Consider the following 19,620-nt stretch of genomic DNA (forward strand, 5'->3'; position numbering starts at 1 on the left):
CGCCAGTGTCCAGCCGGGGCCGGGAGCGGGCCGGCATTGGCTAGAATCGGCGCACCGACAACGCACGCGAGGAAATGCCGGTGTGGTATGTGATCGAAGGGTATGACGGCCAGGATGTGCTGGCGCAGCGGCTGCAGGCGCGGCCGGAACATCTGGCGCGGCTGCACGCGCTGCGCGACGAGGGACGCCTGCTGCTGGCCGGGCCGTGCCCGGCGGTGGACAGTGAAGACCCGGGCCCGGCCGGGTTCAGTGGTTCGGTGGTGATTGCGCAGTTCGAGTCGCTGCCACAGGCACAGGCCTGGGCCGATGCCGACCCGTACGTCGCCGCAGGCGTCTACACCCGCGTGCAGGTGCGGCCGTTCCGCAAGGTCCTGCCGTGAGCACGGAACGGATCGAGCGGATCCGTGACGCGCTGCAGCAGGCACTGGCCCCGAGCGTCCTTGAGATCGAGGACGACAGCCATCGCCACGCCGGCCATGCCGGTGCCCGCGACGGGCGCGGCCATTTCAACGTCCATGTGGTGAGTGAGCGGTTCGCCGGACTGGGGCCGCTGGCCCGGCATCGCGCGGTCTATGCCGCGCTGGGGTCGATGATGGACACCGATATCCACGCGCTGTCCATCCGCGCACAGACCCCGTCAGAACAGGGCTGAGCCCTTGTCCCGCACTGTCATGGCCGGTCCCTGCGGGCCGCGCCACGGACAGATTTCCATGTCCATTTCGGGACATTCGCCTAACGGACTGTTTACAAGCCCAGATGGAAACGCTTACATTCCGCGCCAATGCTGGTAGGTCCAAGCCGTGGAGGGCGGCTTCGTGAACAAGGCAGCTATCACAATCAAAGACGTCGCACGCGAAGCCCGGGTCTCCGTGGCCACGGTTTCCCGCGCGCTGAACGGGCATGAAAATGTCGCCGAACCGGTCCGCCAGCTTGTGCTGGAGGTCGCCGCACGGCTGCGTTACACCCCGCACGCCGCCGCCCGCAGCCTGAGCAGCCGCCGCACCAATACGGTGGGCGTGGTGCTGCCTGACCTGTACGGCGAATTCTTCTCCGAGCTGATGCGCGGCATCGACGGCGTGGCCCGCAACCGCCGCCAGCACCTGCTGGTGTCCAGCTACCACGGCGACCAGGAACAGCAGGGCGCTGCCCTGCGCGCCATGCGCGGCCGCGTTGACGGCCTGCTGGTGCTCTCGCCCTATGCCGAGAGCCCGGGCTTCCTGACCGACAACCTGCCGCAGTCGTTGCCCACGGTGTTGATCAACACCTACCTGCCCGGGCAGGACCACCCGGTGCTTAGCATCGACGACCACGCCGGCGCCATGGCGATGACCCGCCACCTGCTGGATGCCGGCCACCGCCGCATTGCCTTCATTTCTGGTCCGGACCTCAACTTCGACGCGCGCGAGCGCCTGCGCGGCTTCCGTGACGCGCTGGTGGCATTCGGCAGTGGCGCCGAGGGCATCGAGCTGCCCGGTGATTTCGACGAAGCTTCCGGCCATCGCGCCGGTCAGGAGTTGCTGGCAGCCGGAGCGCTGCCCGATGCCGTGTTCGCTGCCAACGACATGATGGCCCTGGGCTGCCTGTATGCGTTCACGCAGGCAGGGGTCCGTGTGCCGGCCGATGTTGCCCTGGCAGGTTTCGATGACATTCCACTGGCGCGTTTCGTCCACCCGTCGCTGACCACCATGCAGGTCAGCATCGCCGAGCTCGGCGACCGGGCCATGACGCGTCTGATGCAGTTGATGGACGGCACCTCCACGGATGGGACAGGGGACAAGCAGACCCTGGTTCCCCGCTTGATAGTTCGCGATTCCACCACTCCGCCATCCGGCCGTTGAAGCCAGAGGCGTTCCTTCTTTTTTTTGACTGATCGCAGGGACCGCGCAAGCGGTTACCGCCACCCGGAGATTGAGTTGATGATGCATACCACCTTCCGCATGCCGGCGCGCCGGCTGCTGAGCACCGCACTGGTCAGCTGCCTGATGCTGGCTGCCGCCCCCAACGTCATGGCGCAGTCGGCCAACGCCAGCCTGCGCGGCCAGGTTGCCGGCGCCCAGGCAGGCACCGAAGTGACCGCCACCAACGTGGCCACCGGTACCGTCCGCCGTGGCACCATCCGCGCCGACGGCAGCTACTCGCTGATGGGCCTGGACCCGGGTACCTATGACGTGGTCGCCAACGGCCAGTCGCAGAAGGTCACCGTCACCGTGGCCTCGACCGCGACGCTGAACTTCGCCGGTGCCGCCAGCAGCACCCCGGGCACCACCGCGGCCACCAACCTGGACACCGTCAACGTTGTTGCGCCGACCCTGCTGCAGGAAGTGCGCACCTCCGAAGTCGGCAAGACCGTCAGCCTGCAGCAGATCCAGACCACCCCGCAGGTGTCGCGCAACTTCCTGGAGTTCGCCGACGCGGTGCCGGGCATGATCTTCACCCGTGATGCCAAGGGCAACACCTCGCTGCGCGGCGGCGCCACCAATGCCGACGGCACCAACGTGTACATCGACGGCGTGGGCCAGAAGAGCTACGTCAAGGGCGGCGGCGTGGCCGGCCAGTCCGGCAGCGCCGGCAACCCGTTCCCGCAGCTGGCCATCGGCGAATACAAGGTCATCAGTGGCAACTACAAGGCCGAGTACGGCCAGGTGTCGAGCGCCGCGGTGACGGCTGCAACCAAGTCCGGCACCAATGAGTTCAAGGGCGAGGCGTTCTACCGCTACACCGATGAAGACATGCGCGCACGCACGCCGGCCGAGCGCCAGGCCGGTGCCAGCAAGGAAGCCTCGGCCGAAAAGGAATACGGCTTCGCGCTGGGCGGCCCGATCGTGCAGGACAAGGCCCACTTCTTCGTGACCTATGAGGCCAAGCGCTTCGACCTGCCGGTGACCATTGCTCCGCAGGGCTCGGTAACCGGCCTGGCCGGGCTGTTGCCGGCCGAGGCCCGCGCCGGACTCGGCCCGGCCAGCCAGCCGTTCCAGCAGGACCTGATCTTCGCCAAGATCGACGTCGAGCCGACCGACAACGATCGCCTGGAGCTGACCTTCCAGGACCGTGACGAGACCCAGCAGGAGTTCGCCGACCAGACCGCGCCGATGCACGGCAAGGAAACGAAGAACACCGATCGCCGCTACGCGCTGCGCTGGAACCATAGCGGTGAGCGCTACTACAACGAACTGATGCTCACCCACGAGGATTCGTTCAACAATCCCAAGCCGCTGAGCCTGGGCAACGGCATCAACTACACCGGCCCGGACGGCACCGATGAGCGTGCCATCGTCTCCATCGGCGGCGCATCGGCATTCGCCTCGCAGGTGAAGGGCCAGAAGGGCTGGTCGATCGAGGACAACCTGACCCTGGACGGTATCCAGTGGGCGGGCGACCACACCATCAAGATGGGTGCCAAGTACAAGGAGATCGATCTGTACGCCTCGGACGCGGCGCAGATCAATCCGCAGTTCTACTACACCGTGGGCAATGCGGCCTTCCCGGACAGCATTCCGTACAAGGCCCAGTTCGTGAAGCCGGTGACCGGCGTGTCCGGCGTGTCCGGCGAGGTACGTTCCAAGGCCAAGCAGATCGGCCTGTTCATCCAGGACGACTGGCAGGTCAACGACCACCTGCAGCTGAACCTTGGCCTGCGTTGGGATTACGAGAAGAACCCGTCCTACCTGGACTTCGTCACGCCGCCGGAAGTGGTCAATGCGCTGTTCGCGCAGGATCCGCGCGCACCGGCCGGGCAGTCCTATGCCGATACGCTGGCACTGAGCGGCCTGGACATCAACGACTACATCAGCAACGGCCACAACCGCAAGGCGTTCAAGGACGCCTGGCAGCCGCGCCTGGGCTTCTCGTATGACATCAATGCCGACGAGCAGCACGTGATCCACGGTGGCGCCGGCCGTTCCTACGACCGCGACCTGTTCGACTACCTGCAGTTGGAAGTGACCAAGCTGGCCCTGCCGCAGCCGACCATCTACTTCCGCAACCCGGCCACCGGCCAGTGCTTCCAGGGCAACGCCGCCTGCTACGACTGGAACCCGAACCTGCTCAACGGCATCGGCAATCTGCAGAGCCTGGTCGGTTCGACCAGCAATGCGGGCCTGGAAGTCGACCTGCTCAACAACAACCTGAAGGTGCCTTACGCCGATCAGTTCAGCCTGGGCATGAGCAACCAGATCGGCGACTGGCTGACCGACGCCACCATCGCGCGCACGCTGACCTATGACGGCTTCGCCTTCACCCTGGGCAACCGTTACCCGACCGGCCAGTTCTTCGACGACCCGCGCCTGTGCGGTGGCACCGAGCCGGGCCTGGGCCAGGCGTGGAGCTGCAACGTGCCGGGCTTCGGCAGCCTGATCATCGGCCAGCAGGGCATTGAAACCCGCACCACCCAGGTCCTGCTGTCGGCGCAGAAGCCGTACACCAAGGAAAGCGGCTGGGGCACCTCGATCGCCTACACCTGGACCACCGCCCGCCATAACCGCAACATCGATGAGCATTACTCGTTCGATCGCGGCACCATCGGCGAGTATCCGTTCATCAAGTCCAACGGTGCGCCGCGCCACCGCCTGGTGGTCACCGGCTCCTACGACGGCTTCTGGGGCATCACCTTCGGCGGCAAGCTGACGCTGGCCACCCCGACGGCGGTGAATGACTGGTACGGCGTGCCGCAGGCCAATGGCTACGCCCTGCCGACGCCGGCCGCCGCGTTCCCGGGCGGCAACGGCAAGTTCCTGATCGGTGGCAAGATCTTCGGCTACCGTTCGGTTGACCTGCAGGCCACCAAGACGTTCAAGATGCCGGGCGATACCGAGTTGTACGCACGCATCGACATCATCAACGTGTTCAACTTCGACAACTTCTCGAACTACAACTACTACAAGAACGGCAAGCTGACCGCCAGCTACAACGAGACCGGCGACATCGTCGGTACGCCACGCCAGGTCAAGGCGGAGGTGGGCTTCCGCTTCTAAGCGGTGCCGCCTGATGCAGGTCTCCGATGCCGCCGCTCCGGCGGCGGCATCACCTGCATGAACTACGGCAATGGCCGGCCCCGTGCCGGTCCATTGCCCACGCCGCTGCCGGCCAGGGGGCAGCGGCGTGGGCAATGATCGCGGTGTCAGGCCACGTTTTCCGTGGTTTTTTAAGCACACACCTTGTAAACGATTTCAGATCATTGGACGGTATGCTTTCCCATCGATCAGACCACCGGAGGAACCGCGCCATGCAGGCACGCCATCTGTTGTCCGCCGCAGCGCTGAGCCTGGCCGTGGCCGCCTGCCAGCCGGCCCAGCAGGAACCTGCCAAGCCCCGCCCGCCGGTGATCCTGATCGAGGCCGACGCACCGCCGCGGCCGATGAAGCCGGAGCTGCCGCCGCTGTTCGATGACATCGAGCGCCGCACCTTCCAGTTCTTCTGGGACACCACCAACGAGGTCAATGGGCTGACCCCGGACCGCTACCCATCGCGGCCGTTCGCCAGCATCGCCTCGGTCGGCTTCGCGCTGACCGCCTATCCGATCGGCATCGAGAACGGCTGGGTCAGCCGCAACCAGGCGATCGACCGCACGCTGACCACCCTGAAATTCTTCCGCGACGTGCCGATGGGCCCGCAGCGCACCGGCAAGGCGGGCTACAAGGGCTTCTACTACCACTTCCTGGACATGCAGGAAGGCCGTCGCTACGACAGCTGGGTCGAACTGTCCTCGGTGGATACCGCACTGCTGATGATGGGCGTGCTGTTCGCGCAGTCGTACTACGACGGTGACGATCCGCGCGAGAAGGAAATCCGCCAGATCGCCGACACCTTGTACAAGAAGGTCGACTGGCCGTGGCTGCAGCAGCGTGCGCCGCTGATCTCGATGGGCTGGTTCCCGGAGAGCGGTTTCATCGACCACGACTGGATGGGCTACAACGAGGCGATGATGGTCTACATCCTCGCCCTGGGTTCGCCCACGCATCCGGTCAGCCCGGACGCGTGGACGGTGTGGACGCGCACCTACGACAACGACTGGGGTGTCTACCAGGGCCAGGAATACCTGTCCTTCGGCCCGCTGTTCGGCCACCAGTACAGCCACGTCTGGATCGACTTCCGCGACATCCAGGACGCGTACATGCGCGAGCGCGGCAGCACCTATTTCCTCAACAGCCGCTCGGCCGCGCTGGCCCAGCGCGAATACGCCATCGCCAACCCGATGCAGTGGAAGGACTATGGCGAGAACGTCTGGGGCCTGACCGCCAGTGATGGCCCGCAGAACACCACGCAGGAGTACCGCGGCGAGCAGCGCCAGTTCCGCCATTACTCCTCGCGCGGCGCCGGCCTGCGCGAGAACTTCGATGACGGCACCATCGCCCCCACCGCCGCGATCGCATCGGTGGTGTTCGCACCCGAGCAGGTGATTCCGGCGACGCTGGAGATGCACAAGCGCTACGGCGACTACATCTATTCCAGCTACGGCTTCCTGGATTCGTTCAACCCCAGTTTCAACTACGACATCCCGATCAAGACCGGCCGCGTCATCCCGGATCGTGGCTGGGTCGCCAGCGATTACATCGCCATCGACCAGGGCCCGATCCTGACCATGATCGCCAACTACCGCGATGATTTTGTGTGGGAAGTGATGAAGAAGAACCCGTACATCCGCAAGGGCCTGGAGCGGGCCGGGTTCAGTGGCGGCTGGCTGGCGCCGGAAGGGTCGTTCCAGCCCCTGGAACTGCAGAAGGATGAGAAGGCCGCGGCAGCACGCGCGGTGGGTATCGCCGAATCACGCGCGGCTGCCGCGCAGGAACAGAAGAACAATGCCAACCGCACCACAGGCCAGGGCAAGTAACCTGATGCCGAACTGGACCGACCGCCTGCGCCGCTGGGCGCTGCCTGCCCTGGCCGCGCTGGCGGTGGCCGGCTGCGCCCGTCCCGAGACGGGCACCACCACCGTACGCTTCTGGGCGATGGGTCGCGAAGCGGAGGTGGTCAGCGAGCTGATCCACGAATTCGAGGCTGAAAACCCCGGCATCAAGGTGGATGTGCAGAACATCCCATGGACGGCCGCGCACGAGAAACTGCTGACCGCATTCGCGGCCGATGGCCTGCCGGATGTGTGCCAGCTCGGCAACACCTGGGTGCCGGAGTTCGCCGAGCTGGATGCACTGACCCCGCTGCAGCCGTTCGTGCAGCACTCGGCCGTGGTCGACCCGAAGGACTACTTCCAGGGCATCTGGGACACCAACGTGATCCACGGCGAGCTGGTGGGCGTACCGTGGTATGTCGATACGCGCCTGATCTACTACCGCAAGGACCTGCTGGCCAAGGCCGGCTACGACCACCCGCCGCGCACGTGGGCGGAGTGGGAGGAGCAGATGGCAGCGATCAAGCGCATGCAGGGGCCCAACCGCTATGCGGTGCTGATGCCGATCAACGAGTTCGAGCAGCAGCTGTCGCTGGCCCTGCAGCAGCCGGATCCACTGCTGCGCGACGACGATACCCGCGGCAATTTCGCCAGCCCGGGATTCCGCCGCACGCTGGCCTTCTACGCCAACATGTTCGAGCAGGGCTGGGCGCCGAAGATGTCCGAGACGCAGATCTCCAACGTCTGGGATGAGTTCTTCCGCGGCTTCAATGTGTTCTACATCTCCGGCCCCTGGAACATTCGCGAGTTCAAGAAGCTGCAGCCGAAGGAACTGGAAGGGCAGTGGGGCACTGCCGCGCTGCCGGGGCCGGACGGTCCGGGCGCGGGCATCGCCGGCGGCACCAGCCTGGTGATCTTCCGCAAATCGCAGCAGAAGGAAGCGTCCTGGAAGCTGATCGAATTCCTGTCGCGCCCGCAGATCCAGGCGCGCTTCCATTCAATCATCGGTGACCTGCCGCCGCGTCGCAGTGCCTGGAACGCGCCGTCGCTGGCCAGCGATCCGCTGGCTGCCGCGTTCCGTGATCAGCTGGAGCGGGTCAAGCCGACGCCGAAGGTGCTCGAATGGGAGCGCATCGTGCAGGAAATGCGCATCGTCACCGAGAAGGTGGTGCGCGGTGGCCTGCCGCAGGACAAGGCCGTCGAAGAACTCGACCAGCGCGTGGACAAGGTGCTGGCCAAGCGCCGCTGGATGCATGAACAACAACGCCTGCAGGAGCGCGCGCCACCGCCGCACTCGAGCAGCGCCGTGGCCGCCGGGAGCCCGCAATGAAACGTACTTCGCTGGCCGGCTGGATCTTCGCCGGCCCCTCGCTGATCGTGCTGGGCGTGTTCTTCGGCCTGCCGGTGGCCTCGGCGCTCGCGCTGAGCGTGACCGACTTCGACCTGTACGCGCTGGCCGACAGCAGCAACCTGCGCTTCGTCGGCCTGGGCAACTACATCGACCTGCTGCAGACACCGATGTTCTGGAAGTCGCTGTGGAACACCACCTACTTCGTGCTGATCGGCGTGCCATTGTCGATCGGCGTGTCGCTGGGCGCGGCGATGCTGCTCAATGCGCCGGCCGCCCGCTTCAAGGCCCTGTTCCGCACGGCCCTGTTCGCGCCGGTGGTGACCACGCTGGTGGCGGTGGCGGTGATCTGGCGCTACCTGTTCCATACAAGCTACGGCCTGGTGAACTATGGCCTGGGCCACCTGGGCATCAGTCCGATCGACTGGCTGGGTGATCCCAACTGGGCCATGCCGACCATCATGCTGTTCGCGGTGTGGAAGAACTTCGGCTACAACATGGTGATCTTCCTGGCCGGCCTGCAGGCGATCCCGCATGACCTGTACGAGGCCGCGCGCATCGACGGCGCCTCGCGCTGGAAGCAGTTCCTGCACATCACTCTGCCGATGCTCGGCCCGGTGCTGCTGGTGGTCGGGGTGATCACCGTGTCGGGCTACTTCCAGCTGTTCGCCGAGCCGTATGTCATGACCCGCGGCGACCCGCTGCAGAGCACCGTCAGCGTGCTGTATTTCATGTTCGAGGAAGGCTTCAAGTGGTGGAACCTGGGACGCGCCTCCGCGGTGGCGTTCCTGCTGTTCCTGATCATCCTGGCGGTGACCACCGTGATGCTGCGTTTCGGCCGCAAGAGGCAGTTGGTATGAGTCGTGAAATCGGCCAGTCGCGCTGGTACCCGTGGATGATCAATGGTGCGTTGCTGGTGCTGGCCCTGGTCAGCCTGGCACCGCTGCTGTGGATGGTCTCGGTCTCGTTCATGCCGCAGGGCGAGGCCAGCCATTTCCCGCCGCCACTGCTGCCTTCGAGCATCACCACGCACAACTACCATGAGCTGTTCGCGCGCACCGGCATGGGGGGCAACTTCGCCAACAGCCTGCTGGTGTCGCTGGGCATCACCGTGGGTTCGCTGCTGCTCAACACCATGGCGGGCTATGCCTTCGCCAAGCTCAACTTCGTCGGTCGCGAGCGCCTGTTCCAGGTGCTGATGGCGGCGCTGGTGATTCCGGCGCAGGTGGCGATGCTGCCGCTGTTCCTGCTGATGAAGCAGCTCGGCCTGGTCAACAGCTTCGGCGGCGTGATCGTGCCGGCGCTGGCCAGCGTGTTCGGCATTTTCCTGGTGCGCCAGTACGCGCGTTCGATTCCGGACGAGCTGCTTGAAGCGGCGCGCATCGACGGGGCAGGGGAGCTGCGCATCTTCTTCCAGATCGTGCTGCCGATGCTCAAGCCGGTGCTGGTGACGCTGGCCATCTTCACCTTCATGGGAGCATGGAACGATTTCATGTGGCCGCTGATCGTGCTGACCGACCAGGAGCACTACACTTTGCCGGTGGCGCTGGCCACCCTCTCGCGCGAGCACATCATGGACGTGGAAATGATGATGGCGGGCGCGGTGGTTACCGTGGTTCCGGTGCTGGCGCTGTTCCTGGTGCTGCAGCGGTACTACATCCAAGGTCTGTTGCTGGGGAGCGTCAAGGGATGAAGCGCGTGATCGCCGTTGGACTGGGCCTGTTGTGGACCTCCCTGGCGATCGCCGCACCTCCGGTGCTGCCGGCACCGAAGGTGCTGGACGACTTCGACGACATCGGCGCCTGGAAACTGGTGCTGTCCGACCAGGTCAGCGGATCGCTGCGGCCGGTCAGTGGTGCCGGTGGCGGCCGTGCCCTGTGCCTGGACTACGATTTCCACAACGTCTCCGGCTACGTCGGCATCCGCCGTGCGCTGAACATCGAGTACCCGGTCAACTACCGCTTCGGCTTCCAGCTGCGCGGTGACTCGCCGGCCAACGACCTGCAGTTCAAGCTGATCGACGCCAGCGGTGACAATGTCTGGTGGGTCAACCGCCCGGGCTACCGTTTTCCCAAGGCATGGTCGCCAGTCGAATACCGCCGTCGCCAGATCGACAAGGCGTGGGGGCCCTCGCCCGAAAAGGAGATGGCGCGCAGCGCTGCGGTCGAGTTCACGATCTACAGCAAGGTCGGCGGGCGCGGCACGGTGTGCTTCGACAGGCTGACCCTGCAGGGCCTGCCAGCGCAGGATGATTCGGCGCTGGCGCCGTCGGTGATCGCCGATACCGCCACCGCGTTGCAGGACCGCATGATCGACGGCAAGAGCGATACGTTCTGGATCAGCGGCGGGGTCAAGCAGCAGACCATCAGCCTGGACCTGCACAAGAGCCGCGAGATCGGCGGTGCAGTGATCGACTGGCTGCCGAATCTGGAAGCCAGCCGCTATACCGTGCGGACCTCCGAGGATGGCCGCGACTGGCGCACCGTGCGCGAGGTGACCGGCGCTGCCGGTGGCCGCGACTGGCTGGCATTGCCGGACACCGATGCGCGGTACGTGCGCTTCGATCTGCTCGATGGCCCGAACTGGCGTTACGGCATCCGTGACATCACGCTCAAGCCGCTGGCCTTTGCCGCCACGCCGAACGCGTTCCTGTCCTCGGTGGCGGCCGACCTGCCACGCGGTTCGTTGCCGCGCGCCTACGTGGGCGAACAGCCGTACTGGACCCTGCTGGGCCTGGACGGTGGACAGGAACAGGCGCTGATCAGCGAGGACGGTGCCCTGGAACCGGCCAAGGGCAGCTTCAGCATCGAGCCGTTCATCCGCCTCGACGGCAAGCTGCTGGACTGGTCCAAGGTTGCCATCACCCAGTCGCTGCAGGACCACTATCTTCCGATCGCCAACGTCGATTGGGTGCACGAGAAGGCCGGCCTGGCGGTGACCAGCTTCGTGCAGGGCACGCCGGAGCGCGCGCAGTTGATCGGCCGCTACCGCTTGAGCAATCCGGACAAGGTCGCCCACGAATACACGCTCGCGCTGGCGATCCGCCCCTGGCAGGTCAACCCGCCGACCCAGTTCCTCAACACGGTGGGCGGCTTCAGCCGCATCGATGCGCTGGACGTGGGCGAGCAGCTGGTGCGCATCAACGGCGAGCCGCGCATCTATCCACTGCAGGTGCCCGATGCCCGCTTCGCCAGCACGTTCGATGGCAAGCTCGACGCGATGCACCTGGCCTCCGGGAAATACCCGGCCAGCACGGCGGTGAAGGACAGTACCGGCATGGCGTCCGGTGCGCTGCTGTATACGATCAAGCTGGAACCCGGCCAGAGCCGCGAAGTGGCAGTGGTACTGCCGCAGACCGGGAGCTGGGCGCCGCAGTCGCTGGACGTGGCCAAGGCCCAGGCGCAGGTGGCCGAACAGTGGCGGCAGAAGCTGGGCGTGGTTTCGCTGCAGGTGCCGGCGGCGGGCCAGGCCCTGGTCGACACCCTGCGCACCGCCGTGGCGCACATGCTGATCTCGCGGGTCGGCCCGCGCCTGCAGCCGGGCACGCGCTCGTACGCGCGCAGCTGGATCCGCGACGGCGCGATGATTTCCGAAGGCCTGCTGCGCATGGGCCGCAGCGACGCAGTACGTGACTACATCAACTGGTATGCGCCGTTCCAGTTCGAGAACGGCAAGGTGCCGTGCTGTGTCGATGCGCGCGGCAGCGACCCGGTGCCGGAGAATGACAGCCACGGTGAGCTGATCTACAGCATCGCCGAATATGGGCGCTATACCGGCGACAGCACCTTCGCCGAGCTGATGTGGCCGCACGTGCAGGGCGCCTACACCTACATGGAGCAGCTGCGTGCCAGCGAGCGTACCGAAGAGAACCGTGCGCGCAATCCGGCGTTCTACGGGATGATGCCCGCCTCGATCAGCCACGAAGGCTATTCGGCCAAGCCGATGCACTCGTACTGGGACAACTTCTGGGCCCTGCGCGGCTACAAGGACGCGGCAACGCTGGCGGCCCAGCTGGGCAAGGTCGAAGCGATGCAGATCGCCGAGTCGCGTGACCAGTTCCGTGATGACCTGCAGGCGTCACTGCTGTCGGCGATGCAGCAGCACAACATCGACTACCTGCCGGGCTCGGCCGAGCTGGGCGATTTCGACGCGACCTCGACCACCATCGCGCTGGCGCCGGGCGGCGAGCAGGGCCGCCTGCCGCAGCAGGCGTTGGAGGCGACCTTCGAGCGTTACTGGAAGGAATTCGTAGCCCGCCGCGATGGCAAGCGCGAGTGGAAGGACTACACGCCGTACGAATGGCGCAACGTGGCCGCCTTCGTTCGCCTGGGCTGGCGCGATCGCGCCTGGCAGGCGACCGAGTTCTTCTTCAGGGACCGTGCGCCGCAAGCCTGGAACCAGTGGGCCGAAGTGGTTTCGCGCACGCCGCGCAAGCCGTTCTTCGTCGGTGACCTGCCGCATGCCTGGGTCGCCTCGGACTTCGTGCGTTCGGCACTGGACATGTTTGCCTACAGCCGCGACATGGATGATGCGCTGGTACTGGCCGCAGGCGTCCCGACCGCCTGGCTGCAGGGCGACGGTGTTGCCGTGCAGGGCCTGCGCACGCCGCAGGGCCAGCTGAACTACCGCCTGCAACGCAGTGACAAGCAGCTGGTGCTGGAGGTGCAGCCGGGCCTGGTGCCACCGGTCGGCGGCGTGGTGCTGCCATGGCCGTATGCCGGTGAGCCGGGCGCGGCGACCATCAACGGCGAAACGGCCGAGTGGGTCAACAACGAGCTGCACGTGCACCAGCTGCCGGCGCGGGTCGAGATCGAGGTGCCGGGCGCGGTGCGCCGCGCCGAGCGCAAGGGGCAGTAATCATGAAGCAGCAGGGAGCAAGGGCGCGCACGACGATGCGCGCCCTGGGGCTGGCGGTTGCATTGGCGCTGCCGGGACTGGTCCTGGCGGCCGGGCCGCAGGCGGCCGCGGCGGCCGAGGCCGCCAACGCGCCCGGCATGAGCATGGTGACCTTCAACCTGCATCATGACCGTGAGGACTGGCCGAGCCGCCGCCGCACCATCCTGGCCGAACTCAAGCGCCTGCAGCCCGATGCCATCGCCCTGCAGGAGGTGATCCAGCGCCGCAACGTGCGCAACCAGGCGCAGTGGCTGGCCAGCCAGCTCGGCTACAGGTACATCTTCGTCTCCACCGATCCGGTGGGTGCACCGAAGCGCTATGGCAATGCGTTGCTGAGCCGGCGCCCGGTCCTGGCCCAGGGCGAGCACCTGCTGCAGCCGCGGGAAGACTATCGCACCGTTGCCCATCTGCGCATCGATGTGGACGGCAAGGCGATCAACGTCTATGCCACCCATCTCAACGAACGCAATGACGAAAGCGGCCAACGCATCCGCCGCGCACAGGTCGAGGACCTGCTGCGCTTCATCACCGCCACGTCAGCCGGGGCACCGGTAGTGATTGCAGGCGACTTCAACGCGCTGGTGGATGCCGGCGACCTGAGCGAGCTGCGCAGCCACTACGGTGACAGCTACGGCAGCGTGCACGTCAACACCGACCTGGCCGGGGTCAGCACCTTGAACCGGCACTATTACCAGGTGCCGTCGCGGATCGACCACATCTTCTTCCAGCAGGACCGGATGGTCGCGCGCGAAGCGAAGCTCCTGTTCGACCAGCCTGATGACAGCGGGCGCTGGGCCTCGGACCATTACGGCGTGTGGACGCGCCTGCAGTTCGCGCCGAAGCCCTGACGCAGGGGTGCTGTGGTCGGTGCCAACCCGGGTGGGTGCGATACGACCAGCGCCACAAACGGAAACGGCGGGGATCATCGATCCCCGCCGTTTCGTTTTACGCGATCAAGCCGCGATCAGTTCGCCGGCGGCGTGCGCTTGGCGGCTTCTTCGTCTTCTTCGTCGGCCTTGGCCTCGGCCGCCTGGGCGGCGGCATCGGCGTGACCATCGGCGACCGGATCGACCGACGGCGTCACCACCGCATCGGCGACCGGCGCCGCAGCGTCCACCGGCGCGGCTTCAACTGCCACCGGAGCCACCGGCTGTTCGGCGACCACGACCGGCTCGACAACCGGCTTGGCCTCGACCGCCGGCGCAGCCGCAACGGCCACCGGCGGCGCTTCGACCGCCGGAGCGGCTTCAGCGATCTGCGGCTTCGATTCCACGACCGGCGCAGCCTCGACCGCTGCCGGCGTCGCTTCGATGACCGGCGCGGCTTCAGCCACTGGCGCGGTTTCAACCACGACCGGCTTGGCTTCGATCACCGGCGCCGCAGCGGCCACCGGCTGGGCCGGAGTCGCAGCGTCGATGGCATCGAGCATGCTGGTCTGCACCGGCGATGCCGGTTCGGCCTTGGCGGCGCTGTCGACCGGGGCCTGCACCTCGGCCACGGCCGGTGCAGCGGTTTCCACCACCGCGCTGCTCACCACCGCGACCGGCGCAGCGGCAACGGCGGCAGCGGCGCGGACCGGCTTCCCGGCGTCGGAGGCGGTCGGCTCGACGTCGTCATCGAAGTCGAATTCCGGCTGCGAGCGGGTCGGCTGTGCAGACGCGGCCGAAGCAGCACCCGCACCGTTGTCGAGGTTCGGTTCGGCACCCTCGGCGTCATCAACGTCGTCAGCGTCGTCCTGGTCATCGCCCAGGCTATCGCTGCCGGCCGTGTTCTCAGCACCACCACGGCGACGGCGACGGCCACCACGACGGCCGCGGCGGCGGCGGGTCGCGCCTTCACCGTTCTGCTCGCCATGGGTGTCAGCCACCGCCTCGTCACCGGTCACCGCAACGGCTTCGGCCTCGCTGCCGGCGTTGGCAGCGGTGTCGGCCAATGCGGCGGCGTCCGCCGGAGCCACCGGCGCCACCGGCGCGGTCGCCTCCTGCGCGGTCACCGCATTGGTGGCGATGGTCGTCGCGGCCACGGCTGCCGCCGCGGTCACGCTCTCCGCCGGTGCCTCGACGCCGCCGCGCTGCGGCTTCTCGGCCGGCTTGTCACCTTCCTGCTGCTGGCGCGGCTGCTTGGGCTGCTTCAGCTTCGGCTGCTGGTTCTGGTTCTGGCCCTGGCCCTGCTGGTCGTTGCGCGGCTTGTTCTGCTGCTGCGGCTCCTTCTGCTTGCCCTGCTGCGGCGGCTGCTGGGCATTGCCGTTACGGCCGTCCTTGCGCTGCTCACCGCGGTCCTTGCGGTTGCCGCCGTCCTTCTGCGGCTGCGCGTTGCCGTTGCCGCCATTGCCACGCGTGTCGTCGCGACGGTCCTTGCGGTCCTTGTTGCGATCCTTGTGGCGGTCCTTGCGGCCGCCGTCCTGCTGCTGGCGGGCGGCCGGAGCCACCGGTGCCGGCGCCGGGGCCGGCTCGCCACCGAACACGCGCTTGAGCCAACCAATCACGCCGCCGCTGGGGGCGGGTGCCGCCGGTGCGGCGACGACCGGAGCCGGAGCTGCCTTGGCCGGTTCAACCTCCTCGCGCACCGGGGCGGGCGAGGTGTGCTTGACCTGGGTGACCGCCGGCGGCGGGATGTTCAGCTGGCCCTTGGTCAGGGCGTGCACCGGCAGCTTGCGCGGGGTGCCGCGCTGGTAGCTGGGCTTGCTGCTCTCTTCACCCAGCTCGTTCTCGCGCAGGCGGGTGACGGTGTAGTGCGGGGTGTGCAGCTGCTCGTCGGCGACGATCACGATCGGCGCCTCGTGGCGCTGCTCGATCTCGCGCAGCGCGCTGCGCTTCTCGTTCAGCAGGTAATTGGCGATCTCCACCGGGGCCTGGACCAGCACCTGCCCGGTGTTTTCCTTCATCGCATGCTCTTCGGCGACGCGGATGATCGACAGCGACAGCGACTCGACACTGCGCATGCGGCCGTGGCCGTCGCAGCGCGGGCAGACGATCTGGCTGGATTCACCCAGGCTCGGGCGCAGGCGCTGGCGGCTCATTTCCAGCAGGCCGAAGCGCGAGATGCGGCCGACCTGGACGCGGGCCCGGTCGTACTTCAGCGCGTTGGCCAGGCGGTTCTCGACCTCGCGCTGGTGCTTGTTGGAGGCCATGTCGATGAAGTCGATCACCACCAGGCCGCCCAGGTCGCGCAGGCGCAGCTGGCGGGCCACTTCCTCGGCCGCTTCCAGGTTGGTCTGGAAGGCGGTGTCCTCGATGTCGCTGCCCTTGGTGGCGCGCGAGGAGTTCACGTCGACTGCGGTCAGCGCTTCGGTCTGGTCGACCACGATCGAGCCGCCCGACGGCAGGCGCACGTTGCGCTCGTAGGCGCCTTCGATCTGCGATTCGATCTGGAAGCGGTTGAACAGCGGGATGTCGTCCTTGTAGTGCTTGAGCTTGCGCAGGGTCTGCGGCATCACCTGCTGCATGAACTCGCGGGCGTGCTCGTACATCTCCTCGGTGTCCACCAGGATCTCGCCGATGTCGGCGCGCAGGTAGTCACGCAGGGCGCGCACGATCAGGCGCGATTCCTGGTAGATCAGGAACGGGGCCGGCTTGCTCAGTGCGGCTTCGGCGATGGCACGCCAGACATTGAGCAGGTAGTCCAGGTCCCACTGCAGTTCTTCCGCATCGCGGCCGACGCCGGCGGTACGGATGATCACGCCCATGTCGTCAGGGATGTTCAGCTTGTCAAGGGCGTCCTTCAGCGCGGCCCGGTCTTCGCCCTCGATGCGGCGCGACACGCCGCCGGCGCTGGGCGAGTTCGGCATCAGCACCATGTAGCGGCCGGCCAGCGAAATGAACGTGGTCAGGGCGGCGCCCTTGTTGCCACGCTCTTCCTTGTCGACCTGGACGACGATCTCCTGGCCTTCCTTCAGCAGCTCGCGGATGCCGGCCTTGTTGTGGTCGACACCGGCCTGGAAGTAGTCGCGGGAGATTTCCTTCAGCGGCAGGAAGCCATGGCGGCCACCGCCGTACTCGACGAAGGCCGCTTCCAGCGAGGGCTCGATGCGGAAGATCCGGCCCTTGTAGATGTTGGACTTCTTCTGTTCCTTCGACGGCTGTTCGATGTCGATGTCATACAACGACTGGCCATCCACGATGGCAACACGCAGCTCTTCAGCCTGCGTGGCGTTGATCAGCATTCGCTTCATTGTTGCGTTCCTCGCAAGCGGCTACCGCGCGGAACGCCATGGGGTTTCGCCTCTGGACACGGCTCGCCGCCCATTCGCGCAAGCGCGGGGAGGGCGGCTTGGGTTTCCAGCGCTACGACACCACGGCAGGCCGCGGGAGCGCTTCACTCTTATGGTTTTTGGGTGTTGCAGGGCCGCAGGCAGCTGTCAGCCAGGCTGGAGCGCCACGCGGGACATGTTCAGCACGGTTGCGTGTCAGGCATCCGGCGATGGCCGGGAAGGCCGGTGAGCCGCTAACATGGCCGCCCCGCGGGCGGTGGTCGCGCACTGTGCCGGATTCGTCGGAAGCTGGGCTTCTGGCCCTGAGTAACTTCCAACGAAATCAATCCCTTATCTCGCCCCCCGAGTGTAACAGAATAAACAGCCTGATGACCGCCCAAGACCCCACCAAGCCCGCTGGCGACAAGCCTTCCGTGCGCATGATCACCGTTCCCGCCGACCGCGCCGGCCAGCGCCTGGACAACTTCCTGCTCGGCCAGCTGAAGGGCGCCCCGCGCAGCCTGGTGTACAAGCTGGTGCGCAGCGGCCAGGTGCGGGTCAACGGCGGACGCGCCAAGGCCGAGCGCAAGCTGGAGGCCGGTGACGAGGTGCGCGTGCCGCCGGTCCGTCTCAGTGAGGAGGGAGACAAGGCCGGTCCGCCCGAGGCGTTCATGCGCCGCCTGGAGCAGGCCATCGTGTTCGAGGACGCGCGCCTGCTGGCCCTGAACAAGCCCTCGGGGGTGGCCAGCCATGGTGGCAGTGGCATCAGCTTCGGCGCGATCGAGACCCTGCGCGCGTTGCGTCCCGGGCAGACCCTGGAACTGGTCCACCGGCTGGATCGCGACACTTCGGGCCTGCTGATCGTGGCCAAGAAGCGCTCGGCGCTGAGCGAACTGCAGGCGCTGCTGCGTGAAGACCACGGCGCCGGCATCCGCAAGCGCTACCTGACCCTGCTGGCCGGGCGCATGCCCGACGGGGTGATGACGGTCGACGCGCCGCTGCACGTGGGCCTGCGCCAGGGCGGCGAACGCCATGTGCAGGTCAACGCCATCGGCAAGGAATCGATCAGTCACTTCCGGGTGCTGGAGCGCCGCGGCGGCCATTCGTACTGCGAGGTGCGCATCGAGACCGGCCGGACCCACCAGATCCGCGTGCATGCCCAGCATCTGGGCCATCCGGTGGCCGGCGATGACAAGTACGGCGATCCTGCAGTCAACAAGCGGCTTCGCGAGCAGATCGGGCTGAAGCGCCTGTTCCTGCACGCGGCATCGCTGGAGTTCGCGCTGGATGACGGCAAGAGCCCGTATGTGCTGAACGCGCCGCTGGCGGAGGAGTTGGTCGAGGCGCTGGATCGGCTGCGCTGACAATGACCGGGTAGCGCCGGGGCAGGCCCGGCCGCTACCTTGTTTGGGTAGATCCACGCCATGCGTGGATGCGCCCCTCTGGGTCGTTCACCACTTGAACAGCACCAGGCTGATCGCCAGGGTGCCCATACCCGCCACCAGGCCGTATACGGTTTCGTGGCCCTTGGCATAGCGCTTGGCCGCCGGCAGCAGCTCGTCCAGCGCCAGGAACACCATCACGCCGGCGATCAGGCCGAATACCCAGCCGAACGTGGCGTGCGACAGCGATCCGGACAGCAGCAGGTAGCCGATCGCTGCGCCGATCGGCTCGGCCAGGCCCGACAGCAGGCTGGCGGTGAACGCATAGGCCTTGTTCTGGGTGGCGAAATACACCGGCACCGCGATCGCGATGCCCTCGGGAATGTTGTGGATGGCGATGGCGAAGGCCAGCGGCATGCCCACCGACGGGCTTTCCAGCGTCGCAAAGAACGTCGCCAGGCCCTCGGGGAAATTGTGCGCGGTGATCGCGATCGAGGTCAGCAGGGCAACGCGCTTGAGGTACTCGCGGCTGTTCTCGCGGAACGCGGGATCCTGCTTGTCCAGGCTCTCATGCGGGTTGGGGATGAAGTGGTCGATCAGCACGATCACGATCACGCCCAGCAGGAAGGCCAGGGTGCCGTAGGTGAAGCCGGTACGCTCGCCATAGGCCTGGGCGAACGAGGCAATGGACTTGTTGAGGATTTCCGACAGCGACACATAGACCATCGCGCCACCGGCAAAGGCCAGGCCGAACGCCAGCAGGCGCGGGCTGGGGCGGCGCGAGAACAGCACCAGCAGGCTGCCGATCGCGGTGGCCAGGCCTGCGGCCAGCGTGACCGCCAGTGCGATCCAGATGTTTTCGGGGGGAATCTGCAGCATCTACCGACGCGGTCCTGGTCAACAGACAACCGCCCCGGACAGGGCCGGGGCGGCGGGGGCGAGGCGGGCGTCGGCGGGCCTCGTC

13 protein-coding genes are annotated in these 19,620 nt (G+C 66.7%); 11 read left to right on the top strand and 2 right to left on the bottom strand.

Annotated elements, in window-relative coordinates; translation table 11 throughout:
* Positions 1 to 80 precede the first annotated feature (80 nt).
* The 10 genes from AC5P9C_RS01745 (at position 81) to AC5P9C_RS01790 (ending at position 13,933) form a co-directional block, all read left to right on the top strand.
* Positions 81 to 380 (top strand): YciI family protein, encoded by a 300-nt coding sequence (locus AC5P9C_RS01745; RefSeq protein ID WP_014037825.1) that lies wholly within the window; start codon positions 81 to 83, stop codon positions 378 to 380.
* Entirely contained in the window at positions 377 to 652 is a 276-nt protein-coding gene (locus tag AC5P9C_RS01750; protein WP_049465022.1) for a BolA family protein, read from the top strand. The genes AC5P9C_RS01745 and AC5P9C_RS01750 overlap by 4 nt, the downstream gene beginning before the upstream one ends.
* A 148-nt stretch (positions 653 to 800) precedes the next feature.
* Positions 801 to 1,838, top strand: a complete 1,038-nt coding sequence (locus AC5P9C_RS01755) for a LacI family DNA-binding transcriptional regulator (protein ID WP_049465024.1) — start codon at positions 801 to 803, stop codon at positions 1,836 to 1,838.
* A 78-nt stretch (positions 1,839 to 1,916) separates the two neighbouring features.
* Positions 1,917 to 4,970: a TonB-dependent receptor domain-containing protein gene (locus AC5P9C_RS01760; protein WP_049465026.1), complete on the top strand. Its 3,054-nt coding sequence runs from the start codon at positions 1,917 to 1,919 to the stop codon at positions 4,968 to 4,970.
* 251 nt (positions 4,971 to 5,221) lie between these two features.
* On the top strand, positions 5,222 to 6,826 hold the full coding sequence (locus tag AC5P9C_RS01765; protein ID WP_049465028.1) for a glucoamylase family protein: 1,605 nt from the start codon (positions 5,222 to 5,224) through the stop codon (positions 6,824 to 6,826).
* A gap of 4 nt (positions 6,827 to 6,830) precedes the next feature.
* Positions 6,831 to 8,171: a sugar ABC transporter substrate-binding protein gene (locus AC5P9C_RS01770; RefSeq protein WP_049465030.1), complete on the top strand. Its 1,341-nt coding sequence runs from the start codon at positions 6,831 to 6,833 to the stop codon at positions 8,169 to 8,171.
* Positions 8,168 to 9,049 (top strand): carbohydrate ABC transporter permease, encoded by an 882-nt coding sequence (locus AC5P9C_RS01775; RefSeq protein ID WP_005410323.1) that lies wholly within the window; start codon positions 8,168 to 8,170, stop codon positions 9,047 to 9,049. Before AC5P9C_RS01770 ends, AC5P9C_RS01775 begins: the two co-directional genes overlap by 4 nt.
* Positions 9,046 to 9,882 (top strand): carbohydrate ABC transporter permease, encoded by an 837-nt coding sequence (locus tag AC5P9C_RS01780; RefSeq protein ID WP_057493560.1) that lies wholly within the window; start codon positions 9,046 to 9,048, stop codon positions 9,880 to 9,882. The genes AC5P9C_RS01775 and AC5P9C_RS01780 overlap by 4 nt, the downstream gene beginning before the upstream one ends.
* Positions 9,879 to 13,046 (top strand): discoidin domain-containing protein, encoded by a 3,168-nt coding sequence (locus AC5P9C_RS01785; protein ID WP_164687833.1) that lies wholly within the window; start codon positions 9,879 to 9,881, stop codon positions 13,044 to 13,046. The genes AC5P9C_RS01780 and AC5P9C_RS01785 overlap by 4 nt, the downstream gene beginning before the upstream one ends.
* 2 nt (positions 13,047 to 13,048) lie before the next feature.
* Positions 13,049 to 13,933, top strand: a complete 885-nt coding sequence (locus tag AC5P9C_RS01790; protein WP_164687834.1) for an endonuclease/exonuclease/phosphatase family protein — start codon at positions 13,049 to 13,051, stop codon at positions 13,931 to 13,933.
* A 116-nt stretch (positions 13,934 to 14,049) separates the two neighbouring features.
* Here AC5P9C_RS01790 and rne read toward each other — a convergent pair whose 3' ends face one another.
* Positions 14,050 to 17,256 (bottom strand): ribonuclease E, encoded by a 3,207-nt coding sequence (rne, locus tag AC5P9C_RS01795; RefSeq protein WP_164687835.1) that lies wholly within the window; start codon positions 17,254 to 17,256, stop codon positions 14,050 to 14,052.
* 407 nt (positions 17,257 to 17,663) lie between these two features.
* Here rne and AC5P9C_RS01800 point away from each other — a divergent pair, with 407 nt between their 5' ends.
* The gene (locus tag AC5P9C_RS01800; protein ID WP_103281840.1) at positions 17,664 to 18,638 is read left to right on the top strand and encodes an RluA family pseudouridine synthase; all 975 of its coding nucleotides are present in this window, start codon (positions 17,664 to 17,666) and stop codon (positions 18,636 to 18,638) included.
* A gap of 87 nt (positions 18,639 to 18,725) precedes the next feature.
* On the opposite strand, the gene zupT is transcribed toward AC5P9C_RS01800, so the two are convergent.
* Complete coding sequence (gene zupT, locus AC5P9C_RS01805) at positions 18,726 to 19,535, bottom strand: zinc transporter ZupT (RefSeq protein ID WP_049466837.1); 810 nt, start codon at positions 19,533 to 19,535, stop codon at positions 18,726 to 18,728.
* Positions 19,536 to 19,620 lie beyond the last annotated feature (85 nt).

This window comes from Stenotrophomonas sp. YJH_SMC_10 (assembly GCF_059371555.1).